The sequence below is a fragment of the Burkholderia sp. Ac-20353 genome, from assembly GCF_017104785.1.
In the GTDB taxonomy this organism is placed as follows: Bacteria; Pseudomonadota; Gammaproteobacteria; order Burkholderiales; family Burkholderiaceae; genus Burkholderia.
Genome location: NZ_JAAGPL010000002.1, coordinates 1 through 23197, shown reverse-complemented (window position 1 = coordinate 23197; position 23197 = coordinate 1). Strand labels below are relative to the sequence as shown.

The following is a 23197-nucleotide window of genomic DNA, read 5'->3' as shown; positions in this document are numbered from 1 at the left end:
GAGACGATGCGCACGGGAACTGTAGAAAAGACTTGAACTGCATGGTGCAGGAGAACAGGAGAGAGACTTGATTACCTTCGAATTGAGCGAGGAACAGGAACTCGCGCGAGCCGCGATGAGAAGTTTCGCGGCAGGAGAATTGCGCCCGGTCGCGCAAAAACTGGACCGGGATTCGACAATACCGACGTCGACTCTGGATTTACTGTGGTCAACCGGTCTCGTCCAGATGCAGGACGCCGAGAACAACGCGCATTGCGCGGTCCTCAACGCTATCGTGCTCGAGGAGCTGGCCGCCGCCGATGCAACGTTGGCGCTCGCGCTCGCGGCACCGGTTGCGTTCGCGCAGGCCATCCTGGACCAGGGGTCGCCGCTCCAGCGCCAGACGCTGCTACCGCTATTTCACGGCAATGCGTTCCATGCAGCGGCGATTGCGCTGATGGAGCCTCACTTCGGCTCGGACATCTCCGCGTTGACGACGACAGCCGTTCGCGATGGTGACGGTTGGCGACTCGACGGACACAAGACGTTGGTCCCGCTTGCTTCCGTGGCCAGCCATTTCCTGGTCATTGCGCAAGCCGAAGGCGGGCGTGCTGCGTTCATCGTCGAGCGGTGCGCATCGGGCGTTCGTGTCGAAGCGCCGGTGCCGACGGTTGGCCTTCGGGCGCTGGGGATGAGCGATGTCCATTTCGACGACGTGTTTGTGTCGGCCGCAGCACGGCTTGGTGAAGAAGCGGGATCGGACGTTCAGCGTATCGTCGATTCGTCGCGCGCCGGGCTGGCTGCCGTGATGACGGGTTTGTCGCGCGGTGTAATGGAATACGTCATTCCTTACGCGAAGGACCGCGTGGTCCACGGGTCAGCGCTGGCGAGCAAGCAGTCCATCGCGTTCCGGATCGCGGACATGTATATCGAGGTGGCGGCCATGCGCCTGATGGCGTGGCGCGCTGCGTTCGAGTTGGGGGGCGGCCGTGACGCTACGCGCGCGGCGCAGCTCGCCTATACGTATGCCGCGCGTCAATCGATGCTGATTGCGGACGAAGGCCTGCAGATTTTTGGCGGGCATGGATTCGTGCGCGAGCATCCGATCGAAATGTGGTATCGAAATGCCCGGGCAGTCTCGATGCTCGAAGGCGTGGCAGGTGTCTGATCGTACTCTAGGAGATCGAACGTGGTTGATTTTACCCTCACACCGAAAGACGAATATCTGGTGAACATCGCTCGCGAAGACTCGGCAATTGCCCGCAAGTACGCGCGATACTACGATCAGCATCACGAAGAACTGGAACCGGTCGCGCTTCCGGAGTCCGTGGATCGCCCCGATCCCTATGCATTGCTCGACACGGATCCCGCCGGAACGAGCGGGCCGATTGTCACGCAAGCGTTGCTTCACCTGGAATACCCGGACGTTCGCATGAGACGTGACACGAACAGATTCCTGGGTACAAAAATCATCAAGTATGCAGGGACACCGGATCAGGTCGAGCGCTTTGGTGGCAAGCTGCTCTCGATCGCCATCTCGGAGCCGGGCGCCGGCTCCGATCCGCGGGCGATGGTTGGGAGCGCCCGATACGACGAAGCCACGGACGAGTGGATCCTCAACGGAGAAAAGATCTATTGCTCGGGTTTCGGCGAGGCGGCAGGCGCTGTCGTATTGCTCAAGGGCCCGCCGGACGAACGCGGTATTCGGCCGTTCAGCTCGTTCGTCGTGGAAAAGGGAACGCCGGGCCTGCAGCCTCTCGGGCAGGTCGACAAGATGGGAATGCGTGCGTGGGATACGGCGGATTTCGTGCTTCAGGATTGTCGGGTTCCGTCGAGAAACAAGCTCGACGCCGATTTCAAGCGAACGTTGATGGTGTTCAACGGCTCTCGCGCAATGGTGACGGCGTTCGGCCTCAAGACGGCACGCAATATGCTCGATGCGGTACGAGAGAATCTTCGCGACGGAGGGCAGGCGATCGACTACGGACAGGGACGCAATGCGCGCTCTGCGATGCAGGATCGCGCCATTGCCCTTGAAGCGCTGCACGACGCCACGGAGTTGACGATCCTGCACGCCAAATGGTCGGAGCAGTGCAATGGGGTGACGGACGACGGAACGATGGTCGAGGCTTCGATGGCGAAGGCACTGGGAGGGTTGGCGACGCGACGTATTACGCAGGAATGCATGGAGCTCCTGGGGCCGCTCGCGTTGACGGAAGAGCATTTGGCCGAGAAATGGTTTCGTGACGCCCGGATCTTCGATATTTTCGAAGGCGCAGGCGAGATCAATCGCCTGATCGTCGCCAGATGGCTGTTGGGATACTCGAGCAAGGAGCTGAGTTGAACGTGCCACGCGCAAGTTTCAGGCGTCGTCGATGTGGCCGGCACGCGCGTCGCCGCTACACTCCTATCACCTGAAACCCCGGAAGCGCCGGAATGCGCTCCGCCATGAATTGCAGGAATACGCGCGTTCTCAACGGCTGGTACCGGCGTGACGGCGTGACGAGATGCACCGAGTGCGGCGGCATCTCCCACTTTGGCAGCAGCCGAACCAGCCGTCCCGCGTCGATCAGATCCTGAACGAGCCATGCCGGCGCCGAGCCTGGGCCGAATGCTGCAAGAAAGCATTCGCGCAACGCCATCGAGTTGTTGACGCGATACTGGCTGCGCGTCGGCACCACGATGCGCTCGCCACCACGGGTGAATTCCAGCTCGGCGCCGACGCTGACCCGCGCGTAGCCGACGCAGCGATGCGCGAGCAGATGCTCGGGCCGGCGTATTTTCGGCATCCGCGCGACATACTCCGGAGCCGCGACCAGCACGCGCGGCGACCACGCGACTGCACGGGCCACCGCATCGGGCGGGAGCTGGTTGCCGATCCGGATCGCGACGTCGACGCCTTCCTCGACCAGATCGATCACGCGATCGGTCAGGTCCAGCTCGACGTCGATCTCGGGATACGCGCGCAGGAATTCGAGCATCAGCGCATTGAGCCGCAGCTCGCCGAGCCCCAGCGGGGCGCTGACGCTCAACGCGCCGACCGGTCGCTGCGTTTGCCCCCGCACGTCGGCGACCGCGTCGGCAACCTCTTCGAGCACCCGCTTGCAGCGCTCGTAGAACCGGCGGCCCTCGTCGGTCGGCGTCAGGCTCGTCGTCGTCCGGTCGAGCAGGCGCACGCCCAGCTCCTTCTCCAGCGCCGCGATCACCTTGCTCATCGTCGGCTGCGTGATGTGTTCCTCGCGTGCGACGGCCGAGAAGCTGCCGAGTTCGACGGTGCGCGCATACAGGCGCATCGATTGAAACGTGTCCAAGCCATTCCTCCATGGCATGAGCCTTAGTCGATTCTCGCACGTTCCATCGTGATCCGGAATGGCATAACGTTCGTCCACCTTCACAACTTTTGACGGGGAATCGCATGGAACTCACAACGCAATCCAGCCTGCGTGGCGCGCATGTCGTCGTGTTCGGCGGGAGCTCGGGGATCGGCCTTGCGGCGGCGGCCGCGGCAAAAGCGCGCGGCGCGGCAATCACGCTGGTCGGGCGAACGCGCGCGAAGCTCGAAGCGGCGGCGCGCGAGATCGGCGGCGCCGGCACGGCGGTTGCCGACATCACGGACGGGGCATCCGTCGAAGCCGTGTTCCGCGCGATGACGCGTGTCGATCATCTCGTCGTCACGGCCGGCAGCTTCGTTGCCGGCACGCTTGCGGACAGCGAGCCGGAACGGTTGCTTGCGGCCGTGCACGAGCGGATCGCGGGCGCGATCCATGCGATTCGCGCCGCATTGCCGCTGATGCCGCCGACTGCGTCGATCGTCGTGACAAGCGGGCAGCTCGCCGACCGCCCGTCGGCACATGGCACGTCAGTGCTGGCTGCGGCGGTGCGTGGCGTCGAAGCACTGGCGCAGTCGCTCGCACTCGAACTGAAGCCGATTCGCGTCAACGTCGTATCGCCGGGGCTCGTCGAGACGCCGCTGTTCGACGGGTTCGATCCGGACGTTCGCGCGGCGCTGTTCGCGCAAGCCGCCGCTACACTGCCCGGCGGCCGGGCCGGGCGTGCGGACGAGATCGGCGATGCGATCGCATTCCTGTTGGGCAACGATTACGTGAACGCGGAGGTGCTGCACGTCGATGGTGGTGGCCGGTTCGTCTGAATAAGACGAATCCTGATATCAGGAATCCTTCGCAGTGTGCATCTGGTCCTGCAGCCTTGCATGCCCTCGCTCGAGCAGAGAGTCGGCGGGCACCGCGATCTTGACCAACGCAGTCTCCACAAGCGCCTGGGCCTCCGAATGATCGACACCGAGCGCGCGCAGAATGGCGCTGACTACGGGCTCCGGTTCGACGTTTGGAGCGCCCTCATTGGTCACCCTGAGGATGGTTGCGAGCACGGTTCCCGCGATCACGTCGAGTGCCACGTCGACGGTGACATCGCGGAAACGGCCTTGCGCCAAACCTTGTTCGACGTGAACCGGCAGGTAGACGTAGATGAGACTGCCGGGTCCTGCAGAAAGTAGGCCAGACGCACAGATGAAGCGAGCCAGCAGCGGATAGATGCGCGCCGTGTGCAGGAACAGTCGCACGCCGCATGCGATGCGCCGCGCCGGATCCTCGTATCCATGCACTTCGGCTTCGATCAAGCGCAGCAACTCGTCGTTGAGCTCCTGAGTCACCGCTGCGAGCAGATCCTCGTTCGTTCGGAAGTAGTTGTAGAACGTCCCTTGCGAGACGCCCGCCGCGGCGATGACGTCCTGAATGACGCTCGCTCCCACCCCCTTCTCTGCGAACACCAGCATCGCGCTTTCGATCAGGCGAGCGCGCATGCGCTCGCGTCGCTCGGCGGCAACGCGGGTCCGATGGTCAACGGTAGTTTCACTCATGGCCGAATTATACGGCGACACAACAGGCGCTCCTGCGTGCTAGGTGAAAACGAGTATATTGTCATAATGACAAATATCTCATTATGCGACCATGCAAGTTCAATCATCTTTCTGGAGCGACAACGCCGTGAACGCCCCGTCCGTGACTCGCGCAATGAATCAACGCACCGTTCGAGTCGGTGCGCGGAACATCTTCTTTACCGAGCTGGGAGAGGGGCCCGTGGTCCTCATGCTCCACGGTGGCGGTCCGGGCGCCTCCGGGATGTCCAATTACTCCCGGAACGTCGACGCGCTCGCCTGTCACTATCGAGTCGTCGTGCCCGATATGCCCGGTTACGGCAAATCGACGAAGGGGCTGGATCGTGGCGATCCCTTCGGCGATCTGGCCGCGAACATGCTCGGGATGCTGGATGCACTGAACATCCGGCGCGCGCACGTGATCGGCAACTCGCTGGGCGGCGCATGTGCGCTTCGCATGGCGCTGGAGCGCACCGACGCTGTCGGCCGCCTCGTGCTGATGGGGCCGGGTGGGGTGGACACGACGCGTGGGTTGCCCACGCCCGGCCTCAAGCGTCTGCTGAATTACTACAAGGGTGACGGCCCCACGCTGCAAAAGCTCACGACGTTCATCCGGGGCGACCTCGTGTACGACGGCAGCCTGGTACCCGATTCGACGATCCAGGAGCGCTTTCAATTCAGCATCGATCCGGAAGTCGTGGCCAGCCCGCCGTTGCTTGGGCCCAAAGGCATCCCGCAATTCAAGAAGGTGGATTTCACACGCGATGCGCGTCTGGCGTCGGTCCAAAACCCGACGCTCGTGTTGTGGGGCACGGAAGACAAGGTCAATCGTCCCGGCGGTGCGTATTCGCTTCAACGGCGCATGCCGAACTGCGATGTGCATCTGTTCAGCAAGACCGGCCACTGGGTGCAGTGGGAGCGTGCCGACGAATTCAACGCAATGGTGTTGGCGTTCCTCGCACAGGACCGCGCCGACACGCGTGCCGCCCGTACGCGCTGAGCCGGAGCCTGTCGTCATGCCTACCATTGTGAGTTCACCGTCCGCACCGAAAAGTCTGTTCGGTCGCATCCGTATGGGCTATTTGCTGGCCGAATCCAGCCGATTGGACGAATGGAGGAAATTCGTCGCGGAAGGCCTCGGACTGCACGTGGATCGCCCTCAACCCGGCGTACTCGCGTGCCGCATCGACTCGCACCAACGACGGTTGATCATCCGCGAGGGGGCCGCCGAAGACGTCGTCGCCATCGGCTGGCAACTGGACGATGACGCGGCGCTGACACTCGCGCTCGCGCGTCTGGCCACGAACGGCATCAGCGTGCAGGAAGGCAGCGCTGAAGAGGCCGCGTTGCGAGGCGTGAAGCGATTCTGGTTCTTCGCGGGGCCGAAAATGCTGCGCACCGAGCTGTTCACCGACGCGGTGCTGAGCGATTTGCCGTTGTGGATGAAAGCGAGCGGATTCGTGACCGGCGCCTCCGGCATGGGGCACGTCGCGATTACGACCCGTCAGCCGGAAGCCATGCAGGCCTTCTGGAAAATGGTGTTCGACGCGCGGCTCTCCGACGAAATCGAGGACAGGATCGACGGCCTGAGTCTCGACTTTGCATTCCTTCGGTTGAACGAGCGCCACCATTCGCTCGCGACCGCATCGACACGCGGCATTCGTCTGAATCCGTTGCGTACGCAGATCCACCACATGAATCTTCAGTGCGCGTCGCTGGACGATGTGACCCAAGCCTATCTGCGATGCCGAGCGATGGGTTACCCGATTGCCAATGCCATCGGTCAGCACCCGAACGACCGCGAACTTTCCTTCTACGTCGAAACCCCGTCGGGGTTCGAGATCGAATTGGGCTGGAACCCGATCGTGGTGGATGAGCACGCGTGGCGCACGACGACCTACCAAGGTATCAGCCTGTGGGGGCATCGTCCCGAAAACCTGAGTCTGCGCGTCAGGCTGGGGCGCGCACGCCGCGCGCTCGCGTCGCTGATGCGCCCGGAATTCACTATACAAGGAGACCAGTCATGAACGCAGTGCATCAGGACGATGTGTGCGACGTTGCGATCGTGGGGCTCGGGCCGACCGGCCTCGTGCTGGCGCACATGCTCGGGCAGGCCGGCCATCGCGTCGTCGTGCTGGAGCGCGAGCCGGTTTTTTACGGCAACGCCCGTGCGGTGTACACCGACGATGAGTGCATGCGCATCTTCCAGCATCTCGCGGTGGCAGACGAACTGCAGTCGCGGATGATGATGGAGACGCCGGTGCAGCTCGTTCGTCCCGACGGCACGCCGATCACGCAGTACATGCCGCGCAGGCGGCCGCTCGGTTGGCCGGTCATCAACTTCTTCTATCAACCGTATCTGGAGACGACGCTGTCCGACACGCTGGTACGTTATCCGAATGTGGACATCCGGCGCGGGCGTGAAGTCGTCGATTTTTCGCAAGACGCAGACGGCGTCAGCATCGTGCATCAGGCGACGCGCGAAGCGCGATTCAGCGACAGCACCGATGCGCGGGCGAGCGTCGACACCGATCCCGACGCGCGGTCGATGCGGGCACGCTACATGATTGGTGCGGACGGCGGCCGCAGTATCGTACGCACGCGGCTCGGCATCGAAATGGCCGGCAAGAGCTTTCCGGAACCCTGGCTCGTGGTGGACATCGAGCGCAAGCCGGGTACCGACGCGCTGCGCCACCTGCCGTACTTCAATTTCGTCGTCGACCCGAAGCTGCCGGTCGTGAGCTGTGTTCAACCCGACAAGTTCCACCGCTTCGAATTCATGCTGATGCCGGGGGAAACGAAGGAGAACATGGAGCGGCCCGAGACGGTGCGCAAATACCTGTCCCGGTTCGTCGATCCGGACCAGTTCGTCGTCAAGCGCAAGCTCGTCTATACGTTCAACGCGTTGATCGCGGCCAAATGGCGGGTCGGCCGGGTGCTGCTGGCCGGCGACGCGGCGCACATGACGCCGCAGTTCATGGGGCAAGGCGCCAGTTCCGGCGTGCGTGACGCGTACAACCTCGGCTGGAAGCTCGACCTTGTGCTGCGCGGCCTCGCCGGCGACGCAATGCTGGACACTTATCAGTCGGAGCGCCACGCGCATGCAAAGGCGATGATCGACGTATCCGTGTTGCTGAAGAACGTCGTGTCGGCGAGAAATCCGTTCGCGACGCTGCTGCGCGATGCGTCCCTTGCGACCATCCGGACGATTCCGCCGCTGAAGCGCTGGTTTCAGGAGGGCGGCTTCAAGCCGGCTCCGGTCTACCGGAAGAACGCCTACCTCGGCATGCCGCGTCGCCGTCGGAACGGACCGGAGGGCGCGCTGGCACCGCAACCCGAAGTGCGCCGGTTCGACGGCTCGAGGCAGCGGATGGATGACCTGCTCGGGCGTGGGTTTTCGCTCGTCGGGCTGAAGGTCGATCCGTCTCGCTATCTGGACGAACTGTCGGCGAAGGCCTTGCAGACCTTGTCGGTGCAGTGCGTCACGCTGTACCCGTACGGCGGACGTCCGCAGGGGCTCGAGGGCGTCGATCGCGACAACCGGAACGGTGGTGTGACGGAGGTCGAGGATATCAACGGGGAAATGGTCGCCTGGTTCGTGAAGGCCGGGTTCAGCGACAAGGCCGTGGCGATCCTGCGGCCGGACCGATTCGTGTTCGCCGTCGTTCCCGTGACCGAACTCAATCGCACTGTGATGCGACTGCGCGACCAGTTGGGCATGTCGAACGGCGTGTTCGCCGATCGCGCGTCCACGTCGTCACGCGTGCCGTCCATCGCCAAAGCAGCCTGAACCTCGATTTCCATTCCATCAGTCATGTCTCCTTCGCTCGATCACATTTGCATTCAAACCGCAGCCGAAGTGCTGCGCAATGCGCGCGCGACGCGTACCCCCGTCGAACCGATCTCTGCGCGGTTCGGCATTTCCGGCCTGGAGGCCGCCTACGCCGTCGCAGCAGCGAACACGGCAGTGCGAACCGCTGCCGGGCGGCGCATCGTCGGCAAAAAAATCGGATTGACCTCGATCGCGGTACAGCAGCAACTGGGTGTCGACCAGCCCGACTTCGGCGTGTTGTTCGACGACATGGCGTATCTCGACGGCGATGAGGTTCCGATGAATCGGCTGTTGCAACCGAAGATCGAAGCGGAGATCGCATTTGTCGTCGGACGCGACCTCGACGACGAAGCGCCGGGTTATGGCCGGGTGCTGTCGTCGCTGGCCTATGCGCTGCCGGCACTCGAGATTGTGGACAGCGCAATCGCGGACTGGCGGATCACGCTCGAAGATACCGTCGCGGACAACGCATCATGCGGTCTGTATGTGCTTGGCCATCAGCCGATCGCTATCGGCCAGCTCTCGCTCGGCGAACTGGGCATGTCGATGTCGAGTCAGGGCAAGACCGTGTCGACTGGCGTCGGTGCGGCCTGTCTCGGCCATCCGTTGCGCGCGGTCTACTGGCTGGCGTGCACGATGGCGCGTCGCGGGCAAATGCTGCGGGAGGGCGACGTGATCCTGTCCGGCGCGCTGGGGCCGATGGTGCCGGTGACGGGCGGCGACGCGATTCACGCGCAGATCGGCGCACTCGGCAGCGTGCGCTGCCGCATCGTTTAAGGAGCGTATCGATGAGCAAGAAACTCAAGGTCGCCATCGTCGGCAGTGGCAACATCGGTACCGATCTGATGATCAAGATCCTGCGACACGGCGAACACATCGAGATGGGCGCGATGGTCGGCATCGACGCGGCATCGGACGGGCTGCAGCGTGCCGCCCGCCTGGGCGTTGCCACGACGCACGAGGGCGTCGAAGGACTCAGCCGGATGCCGCTGTTCGCGGACATCGACATCGTCTTCGATGCGACATCGGCGTCGGCCCACATCCGCAACGATGCGTTCCTGCGCGCGATCAAGCCAGGCATCCGCTGCGTCGATCTGACACCGGCGGCGATCGGTCCGTATTGCATTCCGGTGGTGAACGGCGAGCGCCATCTCGACGCACTCAACGTGAACATGGTTACGTGTGGCGGCCAGGCGACGATTCCAATGGTGGCCGCCGTATCCCGGGTGGCGAAAGTCCATTACGGCGAAATTGTCGCATCGATTTCCAGCAAGAGCGCCGGACCCGGCACGCGCGCCAACATCGACGAATTTACCGAGACGACGTCGCGGGCAATCGAGGTGGTCGGCGGTGCGGCCAAGGGGAAAGCCATCATCGTGCTCAATCCGGCCGAGCCACCGCTCATCATGCGCGATACCGTGTACACGCTCAGCGAATTCGCCGACGAAGGCCGAATCGAAGAATCGGTCGCTCGAATGGCGGAAGCGGTTCAGTCGTACGTACCCGGCTATCGCCTGAAACAACGCGTGCAGTTCGACCGCATCGATGCCGAGCGGCCGATCCGGATTCCAGGCGTCGGCGAGCGCATGACGGGCCTCAAGACGTCGATCTTCGTTGAAGTCGAAGGCGCAGCCCACTATCTGCCCGCGTACGCCGGCAACCTCGACATCATGACGAGCGCCGCCAAGATCACGGCGGAGAAAGTCGCCGCCCGCCTGCTGGCCAACGCAACGTGAGTTCCACCGATATGGACAAGAAGATCTACCTCTCCGACGTGACGCTGCGCGACGGCAGTCATGCGATTCGTCACCAGTACAGCGTCGCGCAAGCGCGGCAGATCGCGATGGCGCTCGACGAAGCCCGGGTCGATTCGATTGAAGTGGCACACGGCGACGGTTTGCAGGGCGGAAGCTTCAACTATGGCTTCGGCGCGCACACGGACGTCGAATGGATCGAGGCGGTCGCCAGCGTGGTGACGCACGCGAAGGTCGCCACGCTGCTGCTGCCCGGTATCGGTACCGTGCACGATCTTCGGGCGGCCTACGACGCGGGTGCGCGTATCGTGCGGGTTGCCACGCACTGCACGGAAGCCGATATCTCGCGCCAGCACATCGAGTATGCGCGTGAACTCGGCATGGAGGCGGTGGGCTTCCTGATGATGAGTCACATGCAGACGCCTCAGGGGCTGGCAGAGCAGGCGAAGCGGATGGAAAGCTATGGCGCGACCTGCTGCTATGTAGTGGATTCCGGTGGCGCAATGAACATGAACGACATACGCGACCGCGTGCGAGCGTTCAAGGACACGCTGAAACCCGAGACCCAGACGGGCATCCACGCACACCACAACCTGAGCCTCGGAGTCGCGAATTCAATCGTCGCAGTGGAGGAAGGCTGCGATCGTGTCGATGCGAGTCTTGCTGGGATGGGAGCCGGCGCGGGGAATGCGCCGCTCGAAGTGTTCGTCGCGGCGGCGGACCGCCTCGGCTGGGATCACGGCACGGATCTGTATCGGCTGATGGATGCGGCGGACGACATCGTGCGACCGCTGCAGGATCGCCCGGTGCGCGTCGACCGGGAAACGCTCGCGCTGGGTTATGCCGGCGTGTACTCGAGCTTTCTGCGCCATGCCGAGCGGGCGGCCGCGAAGTACGGGCTTGGCACGGTCGATATCCTGGTCGAACTGGGACGCCGACGAATGGTAGGAGGGCAGGAAGACATGATCGTCGACGTCGCGCTGGACCTGTCGAACGCACGCGCCGCTTCCGGTACGGCAACGTAGCCGGCGTCACGCTTTCGCCGTCCCGGTTTCGGGCCGGCGTAGCGACGATACGTGTGCAATACCCCGTATAACAATACGTACTGCTTATCAGAAATTCCGTATTGGAGCGTGCCGTGCAACGCATAGACGTCCATCACCATTTCATTCCGCCGGTCTACCGGGACACGATGTCCCGGCACGGCCTGCACAAAGTCGCGGGGGCGGCACTTCCGGCGTGGAGCGCGGATGCATCACTGGACGTGATGAACGCGAACGCGATTCAGGCGGCTTTGCTGTCGATCTCCGCGCCGGGCGTGTATTTCGGCAATCTCGAAGAAGCGCGTACGCTCGCGCGCCGTTGCAACGAATATGCGGCAGGACTGTGCGATGTGCACCGTGGCCGTTTCGGTTCGTTTGCCGTGCTTCCGATGCCGTTCACCGAGCATGCATGCGCGGAGGCCGTTCATGCGCTCGACGTGCTGAAGGCGGACGGCGTCGTGCTGCTCGGCAGTACCGACGGCAAGTTTCTCGGTGCGCCCGAGTTCGATGAACTGATGGCGGAGCTCGATCGCCGCCACGCGGTCGTTTTCGTCCATCCGAACCTGCATCGGACGAGCGAGGAGCTCGGGCTTGGCGCGCCCGGCTTCCTGATCGAATTCCTGTGCGACACGACGCGTGCGGCGCTCAACCTGATGCTGACCGGGACGCTCGAACGCTATCCGGACATACGCTGGATTCTCGCGCACGCGGGTGGCTTTCTGCCTTACGTCGCGTGGCGGCTGTCACTTGCCAACCTTATGCCGGACTACGTGTCGACGATGCCCGCAGGTGCGCTGACGTACATCCGCCGATTCCATTTCGATACGGCGCTGTCGCCCGCGGCCTATCCGCAGGCCGCGTTGCGCGAGCTGGTCGAGCCGTCGCAGATTCTCTTTGGCAGCGATTTCCCGTTCGCGCCCGCGCCGGTGACCGCGATGCAGCGCGACACCCTCGAACGATCGCCGATCTGGAATGCCAATGCGCGCGCTGGAATCGATCGCGGCAACGCGCTGCGGCTGTTCCCGCGTCTTGCAGCCGCTGGAGAACGCATTGCCGCCGTGTCGTCGCATGACGACGGCCCGCTGACGTCGTTCAAGCGTGCAGCGGCTGGCGCGAGCGTTCGGCTGATCGACAGGCTACGCGATCGCTGAATCCCGTTCCTTTCCGGAAAGCGGATGCGTGCGCGTAGCGGACGACATCTGTCCGGTGCCGCACAGCGGCATTTCCCCCAGCAGAGCAGTAACTCAAATCACTAGATTCGGAGACGACATGAAGCATACGAGCGCGGCAATTCTCTTGTCGATCGCAGCGATTCCGGCCGCCCATGCGCAATCGGCGGGCCAATGGATGGTCAATGCAGGATGGCTGCATATGGCCCCGCAGGATTCCAGCCAACCCCTGACGGTCAATGCGCTCGGGCATTCGAACACGGTCCCGGGGAGCGGTGCGAGCGTCGGCGACACCGATACGCCCGCGTTCACGGCGACCTATTTCGTCACGGATCACGTCGCGCTGGAGACGATTCTGGGCGTGCCACCCAAGCTGCACCTGAGCGGCACCGGGACGCTGGCGGGACTCGGAGAACTGGGGACGGCGCGCGCATGGAGTCCGGCCATTCTTGCGCAGTACCATTTCGGTGAGCCGTCGGCGCGCTTTCGGCCATACGTCGGCGCAGGCGTTTCGTATGTGTGGTTCAAGAACGTCGAACTCAGCAGCAAGATGGCGACCGGCGGGTTTCTTTATTCGCCCGCGTTTGGCACGCAACTGGAGGGGCCGACTTCGGTATCGTTGAGCAAGTCGTTTGCGCCGATCATCAATGCCGGCCTGACCTACAACATCGACTCGCACTGGTCTGTCGGGGTTTCCGCTGCGTACGTGTGGCTGTCGACCAAAGCCACGCTGACGACTCGGTCGGCCGTCGGCACGGTGACCAGTACGACGAAGGTGAAGATCAATCCGATTACCACCTTCGTCTCTATCGGTTACCGGTTTTGAGGTTCAGGGCAACGGATGCGGAGGGCCGATTAGCGTGCGGGCCTTGGAGAAGAAGCCGGCCGGACGGGTGGGAAAGCGGTCTATCCGTGAGTCGTTGACATCACCCGTCGCACGATCAAAAGGAAGTGGGGACCGGCATCTGACGCTGGATTGCCCGGCGGACGCTCCGATGAAGGACCAAAAAAAGTGGCTACTTGTCGCCGATTGCGATCACGGCCCCTGTCCAGCCATTCGCTCCCTTCGCACCTGTGACCAGCATTTCGCCGGGGCCGGGTGCGGCAACCACCAATTCGCCATCTTCCGACCAGATCGCACTACGGCCTGCTGTCTCCCAGCCACCGGTGGCGCCGCCGTGGTTGGCCATCAACACGGCGAATCCGTGTTCAGCCGCGTAGCCCGCCAACAGCCCGGTATCGTTTGGGTACCCGTTTTCCGTAATAAGAGCACTCGCTGCATAAACACACGCTTCCGAATCTGCTGCGCTCTTTGCGTGGGAGGAATGGGAAAAATCCGCGCAGATCGCCAACGCAATTGAATTGCCCTCGATGACCAGGTTCGGGCCGCCACTTCCGGCAGAGAACACGAGGTCTTCACCGGGATGCAAATGCTGCTTCGTGTGCACCGATATTTCCCCACTGGCTCCAAGTACGAACGCACCGATAAATGCTTCGGATCGACCTTCCTGCATCACGGGCGCACCGACAACGGCAGTGATGCCCAGGCGCTGCGCCTCGGCAACGAGAGGAAGAAGTCGCGGGTCTTCCCGCGTCATCGCGAGTTGTCGACCAAGCTGGCACTCGTATCCCGTCAGAGAAAGCTCCGGGAATATCAGGATTTTTACGGCGTGCTCCGCGGCAGTCTGAAGGAAGGTGACGTGACGCGCGACATTTGCTTCGATGTCTGCTGCTTTGGAGGTGGACTGCGCTGCGGCGATCGTGAATGCGCTCATGACGAATTGGGTCTTGGCCTGACTGGCGAAAAGGGGAGCGGAATACAAATCGAATAATGGCCTGCCTGTTGCGCTGGGTGCGCGTGGCCCTTTAAGTGTCGGGATCTCATGCAAACGTGGCTACAATCGATACTATCAGAGCACGTCATTTCACCAAACGCGGAAGACGTGACAAGACGGGTATTGGAAGACCTTTTTATTGGACATCCCGTTTCAGGACCAGATAATATTTCGCGCTGGCAAGCCCCTGTCCGCTAACCGCGGTTTCCAATCTCCTTCGAGTGCCGCGCAAGGAGCAAACATGACGCAAAAGGAAGAAACCGGGCAAGACGTTCAGCCCCTTGTCGTAAACGTTGACAGTGTCAGAGAAGTAGAGCTGTTGGAAGGACGCCATTGGGGCAGTGCGTGGAAGCCCCTGACGCCGGCACTGGACGCCACGCCTGGCCGGATTGGCGCAAATGTCTCCCGCGTTCCGCCGGGTCGTACTGCGTGTCCGGCTCACACTCACGCCCGGGAAGACGAGATCTTCTTCGTGCTCTCTGGTCGAGGCGTCTTCCGCTATGGCGATGTCGTGCAGGAAATTCGCGCGGGTGACTGCATTTCGTGCCCGGCTGGAACAGGTGTCGCACATCAACTGGCGAATCCCTTCGATGAGGATCTCATCTACCTCGCCGTGGGTCTGAACGATCCACATGAGGTCTGCACCTATCCCGACAGCGGCAAAGTGAAGATTCGTAGCTTGAACGCTGTTGGATGGCTTACGGAAGCTGCGTACATGGACGGAGAAACTGACGAGCCCAAGGTGTTCGAACTGGCACGGCGTCTCCGCGATTCGTGATTGCATGTTCGCGTGGGCCGTATGGTTCGACGTGTTCCTGAACTTGTCGTGTGCGACGTTTTCGATTCGTATAACGAAATAAACGGCTCATGAAGAGCGTTTCATGCAAAGACGCGAGCCCGGGGATTGGCGGCAAATTGGATCAGCTGCCGCGTGCCGCCTGAGTTGGCGAATCGGATATCTGTCGGCCGTCCTGGACCGAATCGCACCAGGCCACGCCGACTCCGCCTTCGCCTAAAAACACAAAACCCCATGTTCCGAAGAACATGGGGTTCGTCAGCAGTCTGACCGCCTACTAGAAGAGTCTGCATGAATGAGGTTAGTTCTTGAGCAGGTCCGGATGGTTCTGCTCCAGCCACCCAGATGTCTCGTTGAGAATCCGTTCGGCAAGGCCAAGACCCAGCTTCAAATCCGCCGACTTGACCGTAAGGAAGCCGGTGTACTTCGTATTGCGCAGGTCGAGCATCAGCTGCATCTCGTCGAGGACCGATTCACCGAGGCCCAGGGAACCTGCGAGGCCCTCGAGTGCGAGCCGGTGGTGCCCCTGATTTGATGAAATTCGGTAGCCTTGTGCGGCGAAGACCGCCAGTGCCGAGAAGAGAATTGCGTCATAGGCGGCTTCCATCTTCGTCGGGTCAGAAACACCCGGGACCGAACTGTCCTTGAACTTCTGGCCTGCGGACATCAGGAGTTCCTGCACCATCTGTTTGCTGATGGTCCGCTCTTGCCGGACAGTTGCGGGCTCAGCCTGCGCCAGTTGATGCGGCGTTCGAATTTGCATAGGCAAAAACTCCTTTCAGTGGAATGACCTTCTGGCTGACGACGTTGCGTGCAAAGTCGTTGCCGTCTGCGAGCATCTGCTCGAATTCGCTCCTTGAGAACACCGACGCGTGGATTTCCCGGCTGTGCTTGCGACCAACTGGCCGCAACCGGGCGTTGACCCTTAACTCGCTCAGGTCATCGCCGAGCACCAGCACATCGATGTCCGACGTCGCCTTCTCTTCTCCGCGGGCAACCGAGCCGAAGACCACTCCGATTTCCGCCTCGTCCGGCAGTGCTGCCGTGATATCCGTCATCACCTCATCGTTCCGGCGAAGGATGTCGGTAAGTCCTGCGAGCAAGGGGTCATTCGACGCACGGTAAGAGATGTTGCGACCGACCTGCATACGTTCTACGAGCCCAACGTCGGCCCACTTTTTGAGCCACCGCAGCGCGTTACCGGGGTCGACCTTCGCAAGCGTCGCCACCTCTGTCGCCGTGAACTCTCGCGTTGGGTTGATGTACAGCACCTGAAGCAGAGCCAATCGGTGAGCGCCGCCGAAGAGCTCGCTTAAAAGCGCGTTTTTCATGTGCCTCCTTCAGTCGAACCGGGAGCTCAGCCAAAATGTGTTTTCTACAATCAAATTGTATATTACACAATGTGATTGTACATTGCACAATGTAATTGTGTAATCTACACCTCGGCCTGTCCTGATCCAGCGATACGTCTGGAAGAACGCCTTGGGGCGTCCGGAATGAGAGGGAGGCGCGGTGCAAGACGGATTGTCGAACTCACAATCAAATTGTGCAATCGACAGTGTGATTGTGTAATGCACAATCACGACACGTATGACGAGGGATGGACCCGACGCGGACCGCCACTGTTCCATGGGCCGCTGCTGCTGGGCGGCGCGCTCGACAAGCCAAGCGCGTTCATCGACGACGACTGCGCGGACGCTGCCGTGTTCGGCGACCTGTACGTCGCGAACCCGGACCTCGTGAAGCGGTTTGCCGCGGACGCGCCGCTCAACCGCCCCGACCGCGATACGTTCCATCCGGATGGCCCGGCGGGTCATATCGACTACCCCGTGCTGGAAAACGCCTGACGCATCCGGTGCCGGCCATCGCCGAACCCGTACGCACGCATCGTGTCGGTGCCGCGCTACCGCGTGCTGCCGCGAGTCGCATGCTCAAAATGGTTCGTAGCTTTCGACACGCGTCTGCCATGCGCGTCGCTTAATTTGAATGCGCACCGGCCGCCGCCACGCCGCGCGACGCGGACCGGCGCATCGATATCCGAGACCTGACTGACGCAGTGGTGCCGCGAACGGGTGACCAACGGGGGCGCATGCGTGACGACCGATCGACAGACGTGGGCCATGTGCGGCGACCAGGCAGACCAGGCATTCCAACCAGACCAAAGTAACGTTGACGTCCACCGCATCCGTCGCGTCCGCCGCGTGCCGCACGCAACGCCGCCGCCGCAAACGGGCTTCACGCTGATCGAGGTGCTGGTCGCGCTCGCGATCGTCGCAGTCGCGCTGGGCGCGGTGATGCGTGCGATCGGTTCGCTCGCGTCCGATACCGACACGGCGCGCATGCGGCTGCTCGCACTCTGGAGCGCGGACAACGCGCTCGGCGCGATCCGCATCGCGTCGGGCTGGCCGCCCGTCGGCAGCGACACGTTCGCGTGTCCGCAGGGGCCGTACCGGTTCGTGTGCCGCCAGTCGGTGACGGCGTTGCCGAGCCCGCTGGTGCGCGAGGTGACGGTCAAAGTCTATCCGTCCGCGTCGAGCCGCACCGTGCTCGCGCAGATGACTACCGTGGTGCAGGATGAAGCGCGGCACTGAAGCGCGCGTGCCGCGGCGCGCGCGCGGCTTCACGCTGATCGAGATGCTGGTCGCGATCGCGCTGCTGGCGGTGATCGCACTGCTGTCGTGGCGCGGGCTCGACGCGACGATCCGCGGACGGGACACGATCGCGTCGACGCTGTCGCAAACGCGTCTGCTTGGCCGCTATTTCTCGCAACTGCAGTTCGACCTGCTGAACCTCGTGACGGCCGACGAGGTGTTCGGGCCGCCGCTGCGGCTGCGTCCGAACGAGCTGGTGCTGGTGCGGCACGTCGGCGTCGGCGGCGGCCCGACGCACGTGCAGGTGGTGCGCTACGCGCTGAACGGGCGCGAGCTGACGCGCAGCGCGTCGCAGCCGCTTGCGTCGCTCGCCGAGCTCGAGGACGCGCTGCATCACATGGACGCGTTCGCGAGCGTGGTCGTGAGCCGCGACGCGCGCGCGATGCAGCTGTCGGTGTGGATCGCGCCGGGCGGGTGGACGGCCAGCCAGGCCGTCGTCGAGGAGACGTACGCAAAGTTTCTCGCGCAGCACGGCATCAGCAACATCACGTCGCTCGGGATGCCGCTGCCGCGCGGCATCCGGTTCGCGGTCCAGATGGGGACGCCGCCCGTCGAATACGTGCGCACGATGCCGATCGGCCAGTGAGCGGCGGTTGCGGGTGCGGATTTGCGGATTTGCGGTTTTCGGCCGCTCGATACGTCTTGGTTAACGTGAGCCGGGCGGAGGTTCGGCGTGCAGTATTGAAGCGTTGAGGAGTCGAATTCGTGAAATCCGTTGTCGAGGGTATCTGCACGGGAGCGCACGCCGTGTTGCGGCAGCGCCCGGGTTTCGTGCTGCGATTCGTTTGCCTGCTGCTGAGCGGTGCCGTGACGGCCTGCGCGGCGGAGGGTGGCGCCGATGCCGCCGACGCGGGCGCGGGCGCCCGGCAGGTGAAGGTCGCCTGCGTGACGACCGCGCGGCGTGGCGAATCGCCGTGTGCGGAAAACGCGGTGCGCGCGTGCGGCGGCCCCGCGACGTTGCGCACGGTCACGCTCAACGCGGCCATTCCGGTGACTGAAGGTGTCGATCAGCATCCGGCACCGATGTATCAGTATTCGGCCGTCTATACCTGCGGCACGGATACCGGGAAGTAACGCGACAGGCGTTGGCGACAAGGCGGGCACCCCGCGTCGGAGCGCCGGCGCCTGTCGCCGCAGCGCAACCAGGCGCCACCCGCTGCGCCGACAAGCGGTTTGTCATCAGTTGCTATATGAACGCGTCCCGTTTGCAACAGTTTTCTTGTGTTTCGACAGACAGGATGGCTGCAGCTCTATATCCGCCTTGTTGCAGCCGGTCGTGCCGCTGCGGGCCCCTATGAATTCCGCTGACTCGCGCCTCATTCTCCGAACGAGCTTGAAGCTCTTCAACTGATTCAGGTTTTGCGAGTCCCGGTCCTACCTGGCTTGTCATCACACTCGATTGCTGCGCAACCTTTCGACGTTCACCCTGTGTTAAACGTTGATCTTCTACATCGTGTGATCCGATCAGGCCGGCTTCACGCTCACGTAGTCTTTCTGGTACGGCCGGTCATGGGCGAGCACCGCCCAGATCGTCCGTGCCATCTTGTTGGCCAGCGCGACGATCACCACATTCATGGGCCGCCGCTTCTTCATCTGCTCGACCCACGGGCCGGGTTCCTTCGCACGCGCCAATACGCTGCGTGCACCGTGAATCAGCAGCGTGCGCAGATACGTATCGCCTCTCTTGCTGATCCCGTGCAGGTTCACCTTGCCGCCCGAGCCGGTCTGTTTCGGCACCAAGCCCGCCCACGCAGCGAATTCCCGCCCCGAACTGAATGCGGTCGGATTGCCCATCGTCGCCACCGCTGCGGTGGCCGTCAGCAACCCCACGCCGGGAATCTCGCTGATCGCCTTCACGGCCCGGTCTTCCTTCTTCCATTCGTGCATCCGCCGCTCGATCTCGGCAACCTGCTCGTCGAGTCTCGTCAGACCATTCCATTGCTCGCGCAACGTATCGATCAGCGCCGCCGGCAGGCGCTCCGCGATCCGGCCAAGCGCTGCTGGTATTTCCTTGTCCAGTGCCGCTCGGCCTTGGCTCATCACCTCGCCGTATTCCGTCAGTAGTCCACGCAGCCCGTTGATTTGCATCGTGCGGAACTTCACCAACTGCTCGCGCATCCGGTGCAACGCCAGCATCGCCTGCTGCATCTCGGTCTTCACCGCCACCGGCTTGCCCGGCTGCTGCACCGCCAGCCAGATCGCCCGAGCGTCCGCCGCATCGTTCTTGTTGCGGATGTTGAACGCCTTCACAAACTCCGCCGGCATCAGCCTCACCTCGTGACCCATCTGCGTCAGTTGGCGGGCCCAGTGGTGTGCTCCGCCACACGCTTCCATCCCGATCAGGCACGGCGCACGATTCGCGAAGTGCTCGAGAAACTTCGCCCGCTTGATCGCTTTGTTCACGACCTCTCCCGTTTCCCGGTCAACGTAATGCACCTGGAAAACCTGCTTGGCGATATCTACGCCCACGGCCATACTGTTCATCGTGGATCCTCCGGTTGCCGGGAAATGCGTGCATTTTCCACCTGGGCACATCGATGCCGTTGGCCCGTGAGGATCCACCTCCTTCCTCCGCGCCTACGTTCTTGGGTGGGACGCGTTCATTTCAATTCTCCGAGAGACCTCGCCATTGATGGCGGGGAGGAAAGGAGCGCCGTCGACAGACGGCATTCCTTCGTTAGAATGACCGGCATGATTCTTGTCTACCGCTACCGGGTGAAGTCGCTCAACGGCTTGCTGAACATGCAGAGCCGAGCGGTGAACTACGTCTGGAACTTCTGCAATGACACGCAGAAGCACGCGCTCAAGTGGCGCAAGAAGTGGCCGACGGGTTTCGACCTGAACGTGCTGACGACCGGCAGCAGCAAGGAACTCGGCATTCACTCCGGCACGGTCAACGCGACATGCGAGCAATACGCGAAGTCGCGCAGCCAGCACCGTCGCCCTTACCTGCGCTATCGCGGCAGGAAATCGCTCGGCTGGGTGCCGCTGAAGGGCCGCGACCTGAAACGCGAGGGCGACGCGTTCCGCTTCGCCGGCCAGACCTTCCGCGTGTTCTGCAGTCGCCCGCTTCCCGACGGCAAGATCAAGGACGGAACCAGTTTTGCGCAGGATGCGCGGGGCAACTGGTTCCTCAACATCGTGATCGAGCTGCCCGATGTTCAGGCGCGCCCGATCCGTTCCGGCGTCGGCATCGATCTCGGCCTGAAAGACTTCGCCACACTTTCGACCGGCGAGAAGCTGCCGAACGATCAGTTCGGTCGGCGCGCGGCCGACAAGCTGGCGAAGGCGCAGCGGGCACACAAGCACAAGCGGCATATCGCGAAGCTGCACGCCAAGGTGGCGAATGCCCGCGCCGACTTTCAGCACAAGCGCGCGCTCGAGCTGGTGCGGCGCTTCGATTACATTGCGGTCGGCAACGTGTCGGCCGCGAAACTCGCCAGAACCAGGCTGGCGAAGAGCGTCTACGACGCAGCCTGGTCGTCCTTCCGGGACAAGCTCCGTTACAAGGCGATGGCGCACGGAGCCACGTTCGTGGAAGTGGACGAAAGCGGTTCGACCCAGTCCTGTTCGTCGTGCGGGTCGAAAGACAGCACGACGCGGCCGAAAGGTATCGCAGGACTGCGAGTAAGAGAGTGGACCTGCAGTAACTGTGGTGTCGTGCATGATCGTGATACCAATGCTGCGCTGAACATTCTCCGATGCGGACGTGCATCGCCAGTCGTGGGAATCCGCTCCCTTTAGGCAGCGGAGGACGTCAAGTTCGCGTCAGGTCATATCGATGTCATCGGGCGCTTTTACGATCGCGTGATCCGTTCCACGCGTGGCGCCGGTGCCGCGCGACGGGCTGATCTCATTTCCCTGTCGATCCGATGAGCCGGACCTGGGCTTCAATTGTGGTCTTGGCGGCGGCCCTTGCATCCGTCGCAGTGCCCGAAGCGGTGCGGGCCCAGGCGTCGTTGACGTCGATCGCGGCTCCCGCGAGCGGTGACGGCGGCGGCCCGGTCGAATTCGATATTCCTGTGCTGCCACTTGCCGCGGCGCTCAAACTCTTCAGCCAGAGAAGCAACTTGTCCGTGATGGCGCAAAGCAGCCTGCTGGATCAGCGCACGAGTACCGCGGTGCACGGCCTCTACACGCCGCGCGACGCGTTGCAGCGTCTGCTCGGCAACACGGGGCTGGAAGCCCGCTTCCCGTCGTCGAGCGCGGCCGCGATCGTGCCGTCGCCGGCTGTGCCGTCCGCGCCGTCCGGGGCGATCGCTGCCGATTCGCCGCTGTCGTTCGAGATCGCCGAGTCGGCGATCGACGGGATCCATCGCGGCGGCGCGGATTACGGCCCGTACGTCGCGTCGATGCAGGCGGCGCTGATCGGTGCGCTGTGCCGCTCGCCGCTGACGCGTCCCGGCGCGTACCGGTTGGCGGTGCAACTGCATATCGGCCCGGCGGGCAACGTGAGCGCGTTTCGCACGGCGGGTTCGACCGGCGATGCGTCGCGCGATGCCGCAATCGGGCGTGCGATCCGGTCGCTCGCACTCGACGCGCCGCCGCCGGGCATGCCGCAACCGGTGACGATCCTGCTGCGTCCGGCGCAGGGTGGCGTCGTGCCGGGCTGCGCGTCGCAGGACGGAGGCTAAGCGATGGCCGAAGACGCGCGAACCCGCTTGCGCTCGCTGTTCGTCGCCAAGTATGCGCACCTGCGCCGCCGGCTCGAGTTCATTGTCGGCTCGCGCGATGGCGCGGCTGACGCGATGCAGGAGACGTGGCTGCGGCTCGACACGATGAACGATCCGGCGCAGGTCGCCAATGCCGACGCGTATCTGCTGCGGATGGCCGCGAACGTCGCGATCGACCAGCATCGGCGCGAGCAGCGGCACCTGAGCGCAGGCGAGGTCGACGAGCTGTTCGAGGTGCGGGACGAACTGGCCGATCCCGACCGGATCGTCTCCGCGCGCCGCGACGTCGACACGCTGCAGCAGGTGCTCGACACGTTGCCGTCCCGGCAGCGGGGGATTCTGGTCGCCGCGCGGATCGACGGGCTGCTCAATCGCGAAATCGCCGAGCGCTTCGGCATTTCGGAGAGCCTCGTCGAAAAGGAGCTACGCTATGCGTTGCGCGCGTGCCGCGACGGCCTGCGGCAGCAGATGGCGCTGGAAGACGGCAGCACGCGCGGGCGGCGCAAATTTTGATGACTTTTTCGATGACGAACACCGAAAGCTCGCGGCAGGACGCGATCGACGAACAGGA

At 63.2% G+C, this 23197-nt stretch carries 25 protein-coding genes; 19 read left to right on the top strand and 6 right to left on the bottom strand.

The window, feature by feature from the left end; genetic code table 11:
* Positions 1-67: 67 nt before the first annotated feature.
* Both G3N94_RS00125 and G3N94_RS00120 read left to right on the top strand, forming a co-directional pair.
* Entirely contained in the window at positions 68-1147 is a 1080-nt protein-coding gene (locus G3N94_RS00125; protein ID WP_205789594.1) for an acyl-CoA dehydrogenase, read from the top strand.
* 21 nt (positions 1148-1168) lie between these two features.
* The gene (locus tag G3N94_RS00120; RefSeq protein WP_205789593.1) at positions 1169-2323 is read left to right on the top strand and encodes an acyl-CoA dehydrogenase; all 1155 of its coding nucleotides are present in this window, start codon (positions 1169-1171) and stop codon (positions 2321-2323) included.
* Between the two features lie 55 nt (positions 2324-2378).
* On the opposite strand, the gene G3N94_RS00115 is transcribed toward G3N94_RS00120, so the two are convergent.
* Entirely contained in the window at positions 2379-3290 is a 912-nt protein-coding gene (locus G3N94_RS00115; protein ID WP_205789592.1) for a LysR family transcriptional regulator, read from the bottom strand.
* Positions 3291-3394: 104 nt separating this feature from the next.
* Here G3N94_RS00115 and G3N94_RS00110 point away from each other — a divergent pair, with 104 nt between their 5' ends.
* Complete coding sequence (locus G3N94_RS00110) at positions 3395-4129, top strand: SDR family oxidoreductase (RefSeq protein ID WP_205789591.1); 735 nt, start codon at positions 3395-3397, stop codon at positions 4127-4129.
* 18 nt (positions 4130-4147) lie between these two features.
* On the opposite strand, the gene G3N94_RS00105 is transcribed toward G3N94_RS00110, so the two are convergent.
* Entirely contained in the window at positions 4148-4855 is a 708-nt protein-coding gene (locus G3N94_RS00105; RefSeq protein WP_205789590.1) for a TetR/AcrR family transcriptional regulator, read from the bottom strand.
* Between the two features lie 154 nt (positions 4856-5009).
* Here G3N94_RS00105 and G3N94_RS00100 point away from each other — a divergent pair, with 154 nt between their 5' ends.
* The 8 genes from G3N94_RS00100 (at position 5010) to G3N94_RS00065 (ending at position 13497) form a co-directional block, all read left to right on the top strand.
* Entirely contained in the window at positions 5010-5873 is an 864-nt protein-coding gene (locus G3N94_RS00100) for an alpha/beta fold hydrolase (RefSeq protein ID WP_205789589.1), read from the top strand.
* A 16-nt stretch (positions 5874-5889) separates the two neighbouring features.
* A complete protein-coding gene (locus G3N94_RS00095) occupies positions 5890-6900 on the top strand; it encodes a VOC family protein (RefSeq protein WP_205789588.1) in 1011 nt (336 codons plus the stop codon).
* Entirely contained in the window at positions 6897-8663 is a 1767-nt protein-coding gene (locus G3N94_RS00090) for a bifunctional 3-(3-hydroxy-phenyl)propionate/3-hydroxycinnamic acid hydroxylase (RefSeq protein WP_205789587.1), read from the top strand. The genes G3N94_RS00095 and G3N94_RS00090 overlap by 4 nt, the downstream gene beginning before the upstream one ends.
* Positions 8664-8687: 24 nt before the next feature.
* Complete coding sequence (locus tag G3N94_RS00085) at positions 8688-9482, top strand: fumarylacetoacetate hydrolase family protein (RefSeq protein WP_205789586.1); 795 nt, start codon at positions 8688-8690, stop codon at positions 9480-9482.
* 11 nt (positions 9483-9493) lie between these two features.
* Positions 9494-10441, top strand: a complete 948-nt coding sequence (locus G3N94_RS00080; protein WP_205789932.1) for an acetaldehyde dehydrogenase (acetylating) — start codon at positions 9494-9496, stop codon at positions 10439-10441.
* A gap of 11 nt (positions 10442-10452) precedes the next feature.
* On the top strand, positions 10453-11484 hold the full coding sequence (dmpG, locus tag G3N94_RS00075) for a 4-hydroxy-2-oxovalerate aldolase (protein WP_205789937.1): 1032 nt from the start codon (positions 10453-10455) through the stop codon (positions 11482-11484).
* 113 nt (positions 11485-11597) lie between these two features.
* Positions 11598-12653, top strand: coding sequence for an amidohydrolase family protein (locus tag G3N94_RS00070; protein ID WP_205789585.1), 1056 nt, complete (start codon positions 11598-11600; stop codon positions 12651-12653).
* 118 nt (positions 12654-12771) lie between these two features.
* Positions 12772-13497: an OmpW family outer membrane protein gene (locus G3N94_RS00065; RefSeq protein ID WP_205789930.1), complete on the top strand. Its 726-nt coding sequence runs from the start codon at positions 12772-12774 to the stop codon at positions 13495-13497.
* 190 nt (positions 13498-13687) lie between these two features.
* Here the strand turns inward: G3N94_RS00065 and G3N94_RS00060 are convergent, their stop codons facing one another.
* A complete protein-coding gene (locus G3N94_RS00060) occupies positions 13688-14446 on the bottom strand; it encodes a carbon-nitrogen hydrolase family protein (RefSeq protein WP_205789584.1) in 759 nt (252 codons plus the stop codon).
* 301 nt (positions 14447-14747) lie between these two features.
* Here G3N94_RS00060 and G3N94_RS00055 point away from each other — a divergent pair, with 301 nt between their 5' ends.
* The gene (locus tag G3N94_RS00055; RefSeq protein ID WP_205789583.1) at positions 14748-15284 is read left to right on the top strand and encodes a cupin domain-containing protein; all 537 of its coding nucleotides are present in this window, start codon (positions 14748-14750) and stop codon (positions 15282-15284) included.
* A gap of 319 nt (positions 15285-15603) precedes the next feature.
* Here the strand turns inward: G3N94_RS00055 and G3N94_RS00050 are convergent, their stop codons facing one another.
* Entirely contained in the window at positions 15604-16065 is a 462-nt protein-coding gene (locus G3N94_RS00050) for a hypothetical protein (protein WP_205789582.1), read from the bottom strand.
* Positions 16028-16633: a nucleotidyltransferase domain-containing protein gene (locus G3N94_RS00045; protein WP_205789581.1), complete on the bottom strand. Its 606-nt coding sequence runs from the start codon at positions 16631-16633 to the stop codon at positions 16028-16030. The genes G3N94_RS00050 and G3N94_RS00045 overlap by 38 nt, the downstream gene beginning before the upstream one ends.
* A 240-nt stretch (positions 16634-16873) precedes the next feature.
* Between G3N94_RS00045 and G3N94_RS00040 the strand changes: the two genes are divergently transcribed.
* From G3N94_RS00040 to G3N94_RS00025, 4 genes are all read left to right on the top strand, one after another.
* On the top strand, positions 16874-17149 hold the full coding sequence (locus G3N94_RS00040; protein WP_205789580.1) for a hypothetical protein: 276 nt from the start codon (positions 16874-16876) through the stop codon (positions 17147-17149).
* Positions 17150-17503: 354 nt separating this feature from the next.
* Positions 17504-17893, top strand: a complete 390-nt coding sequence (gene gspI, locus G3N94_RS00035) for a type II secretion system minor pseudopilin GspI (RefSeq protein WP_346778616.1) — start codon at positions 17504-17506, stop codon at positions 17891-17893.
* Positions 17877-18539, top strand: coding sequence for a prepilin-type N-terminal cleavage/methylation domain-containing protein (locus G3N94_RS00030; RefSeq protein WP_205789579.1), 663 nt, complete (start codon positions 17877-17879; stop codon positions 18537-18539). Before gspI ends, G3N94_RS00030 begins: the two co-directional genes overlap by 17 nt.
* Positions 18540-18658: 119 nt before the next feature.
* Entirely contained in the window at positions 18659-19027 is a 369-nt protein-coding gene (locus G3N94_RS00025; protein WP_205789578.1) for a hypothetical protein, read from the top strand.
* 390 nt (positions 19028-19417) lie between these two features.
* Here G3N94_RS00025 and G3N94_RS00020 read toward each other — a convergent pair whose 3' ends face one another.
* The gene (locus G3N94_RS00020) at positions 19418-20437 is read right to left on the bottom strand and encodes an IS110 family transposase (RefSeq protein WP_205789920.1); all 1020 of its coding nucleotides are present in this window, start codon (positions 20435-20437) and stop codon (positions 19418-19420) included.
* Between the two features lie 207 nt (positions 20438-20644).
* Between G3N94_RS00020 and G3N94_RS00015 the strand changes: the two genes are divergently transcribed.
* From G3N94_RS00015 to G3N94_RS00005, 3 genes are all read left to right on the top strand, one after another.
* A complete protein-coding gene (locus tag G3N94_RS00015) occupies positions 20645-21697 on the top strand; it encodes an RNA-guided endonuclease TnpB family protein (protein ID WP_205789577.1) in 1053 nt (350 codons plus the stop codon).
* A 278-nt stretch (positions 21698-21975) separates the two neighbouring features.
* A complete protein-coding gene (locus G3N94_RS00010; protein WP_205789576.1) occupies positions 21976-22587 on the top strand; it encodes a secretin and TonB N terminus short domain protein in 612 nt (203 codons plus the stop codon).
* Between the two features lie 3 nt (positions 22588-22590).
* Positions 22591-23139: an RNA polymerase sigma factor gene (locus G3N94_RS00005; RefSeq protein WP_205789575.1), complete on the top strand. Its 549-nt coding sequence runs from the start codon at positions 22591-22593 to the stop codon at positions 23137-23139.
* Positions 23140-23197 lie beyond the last annotated feature (58 nt).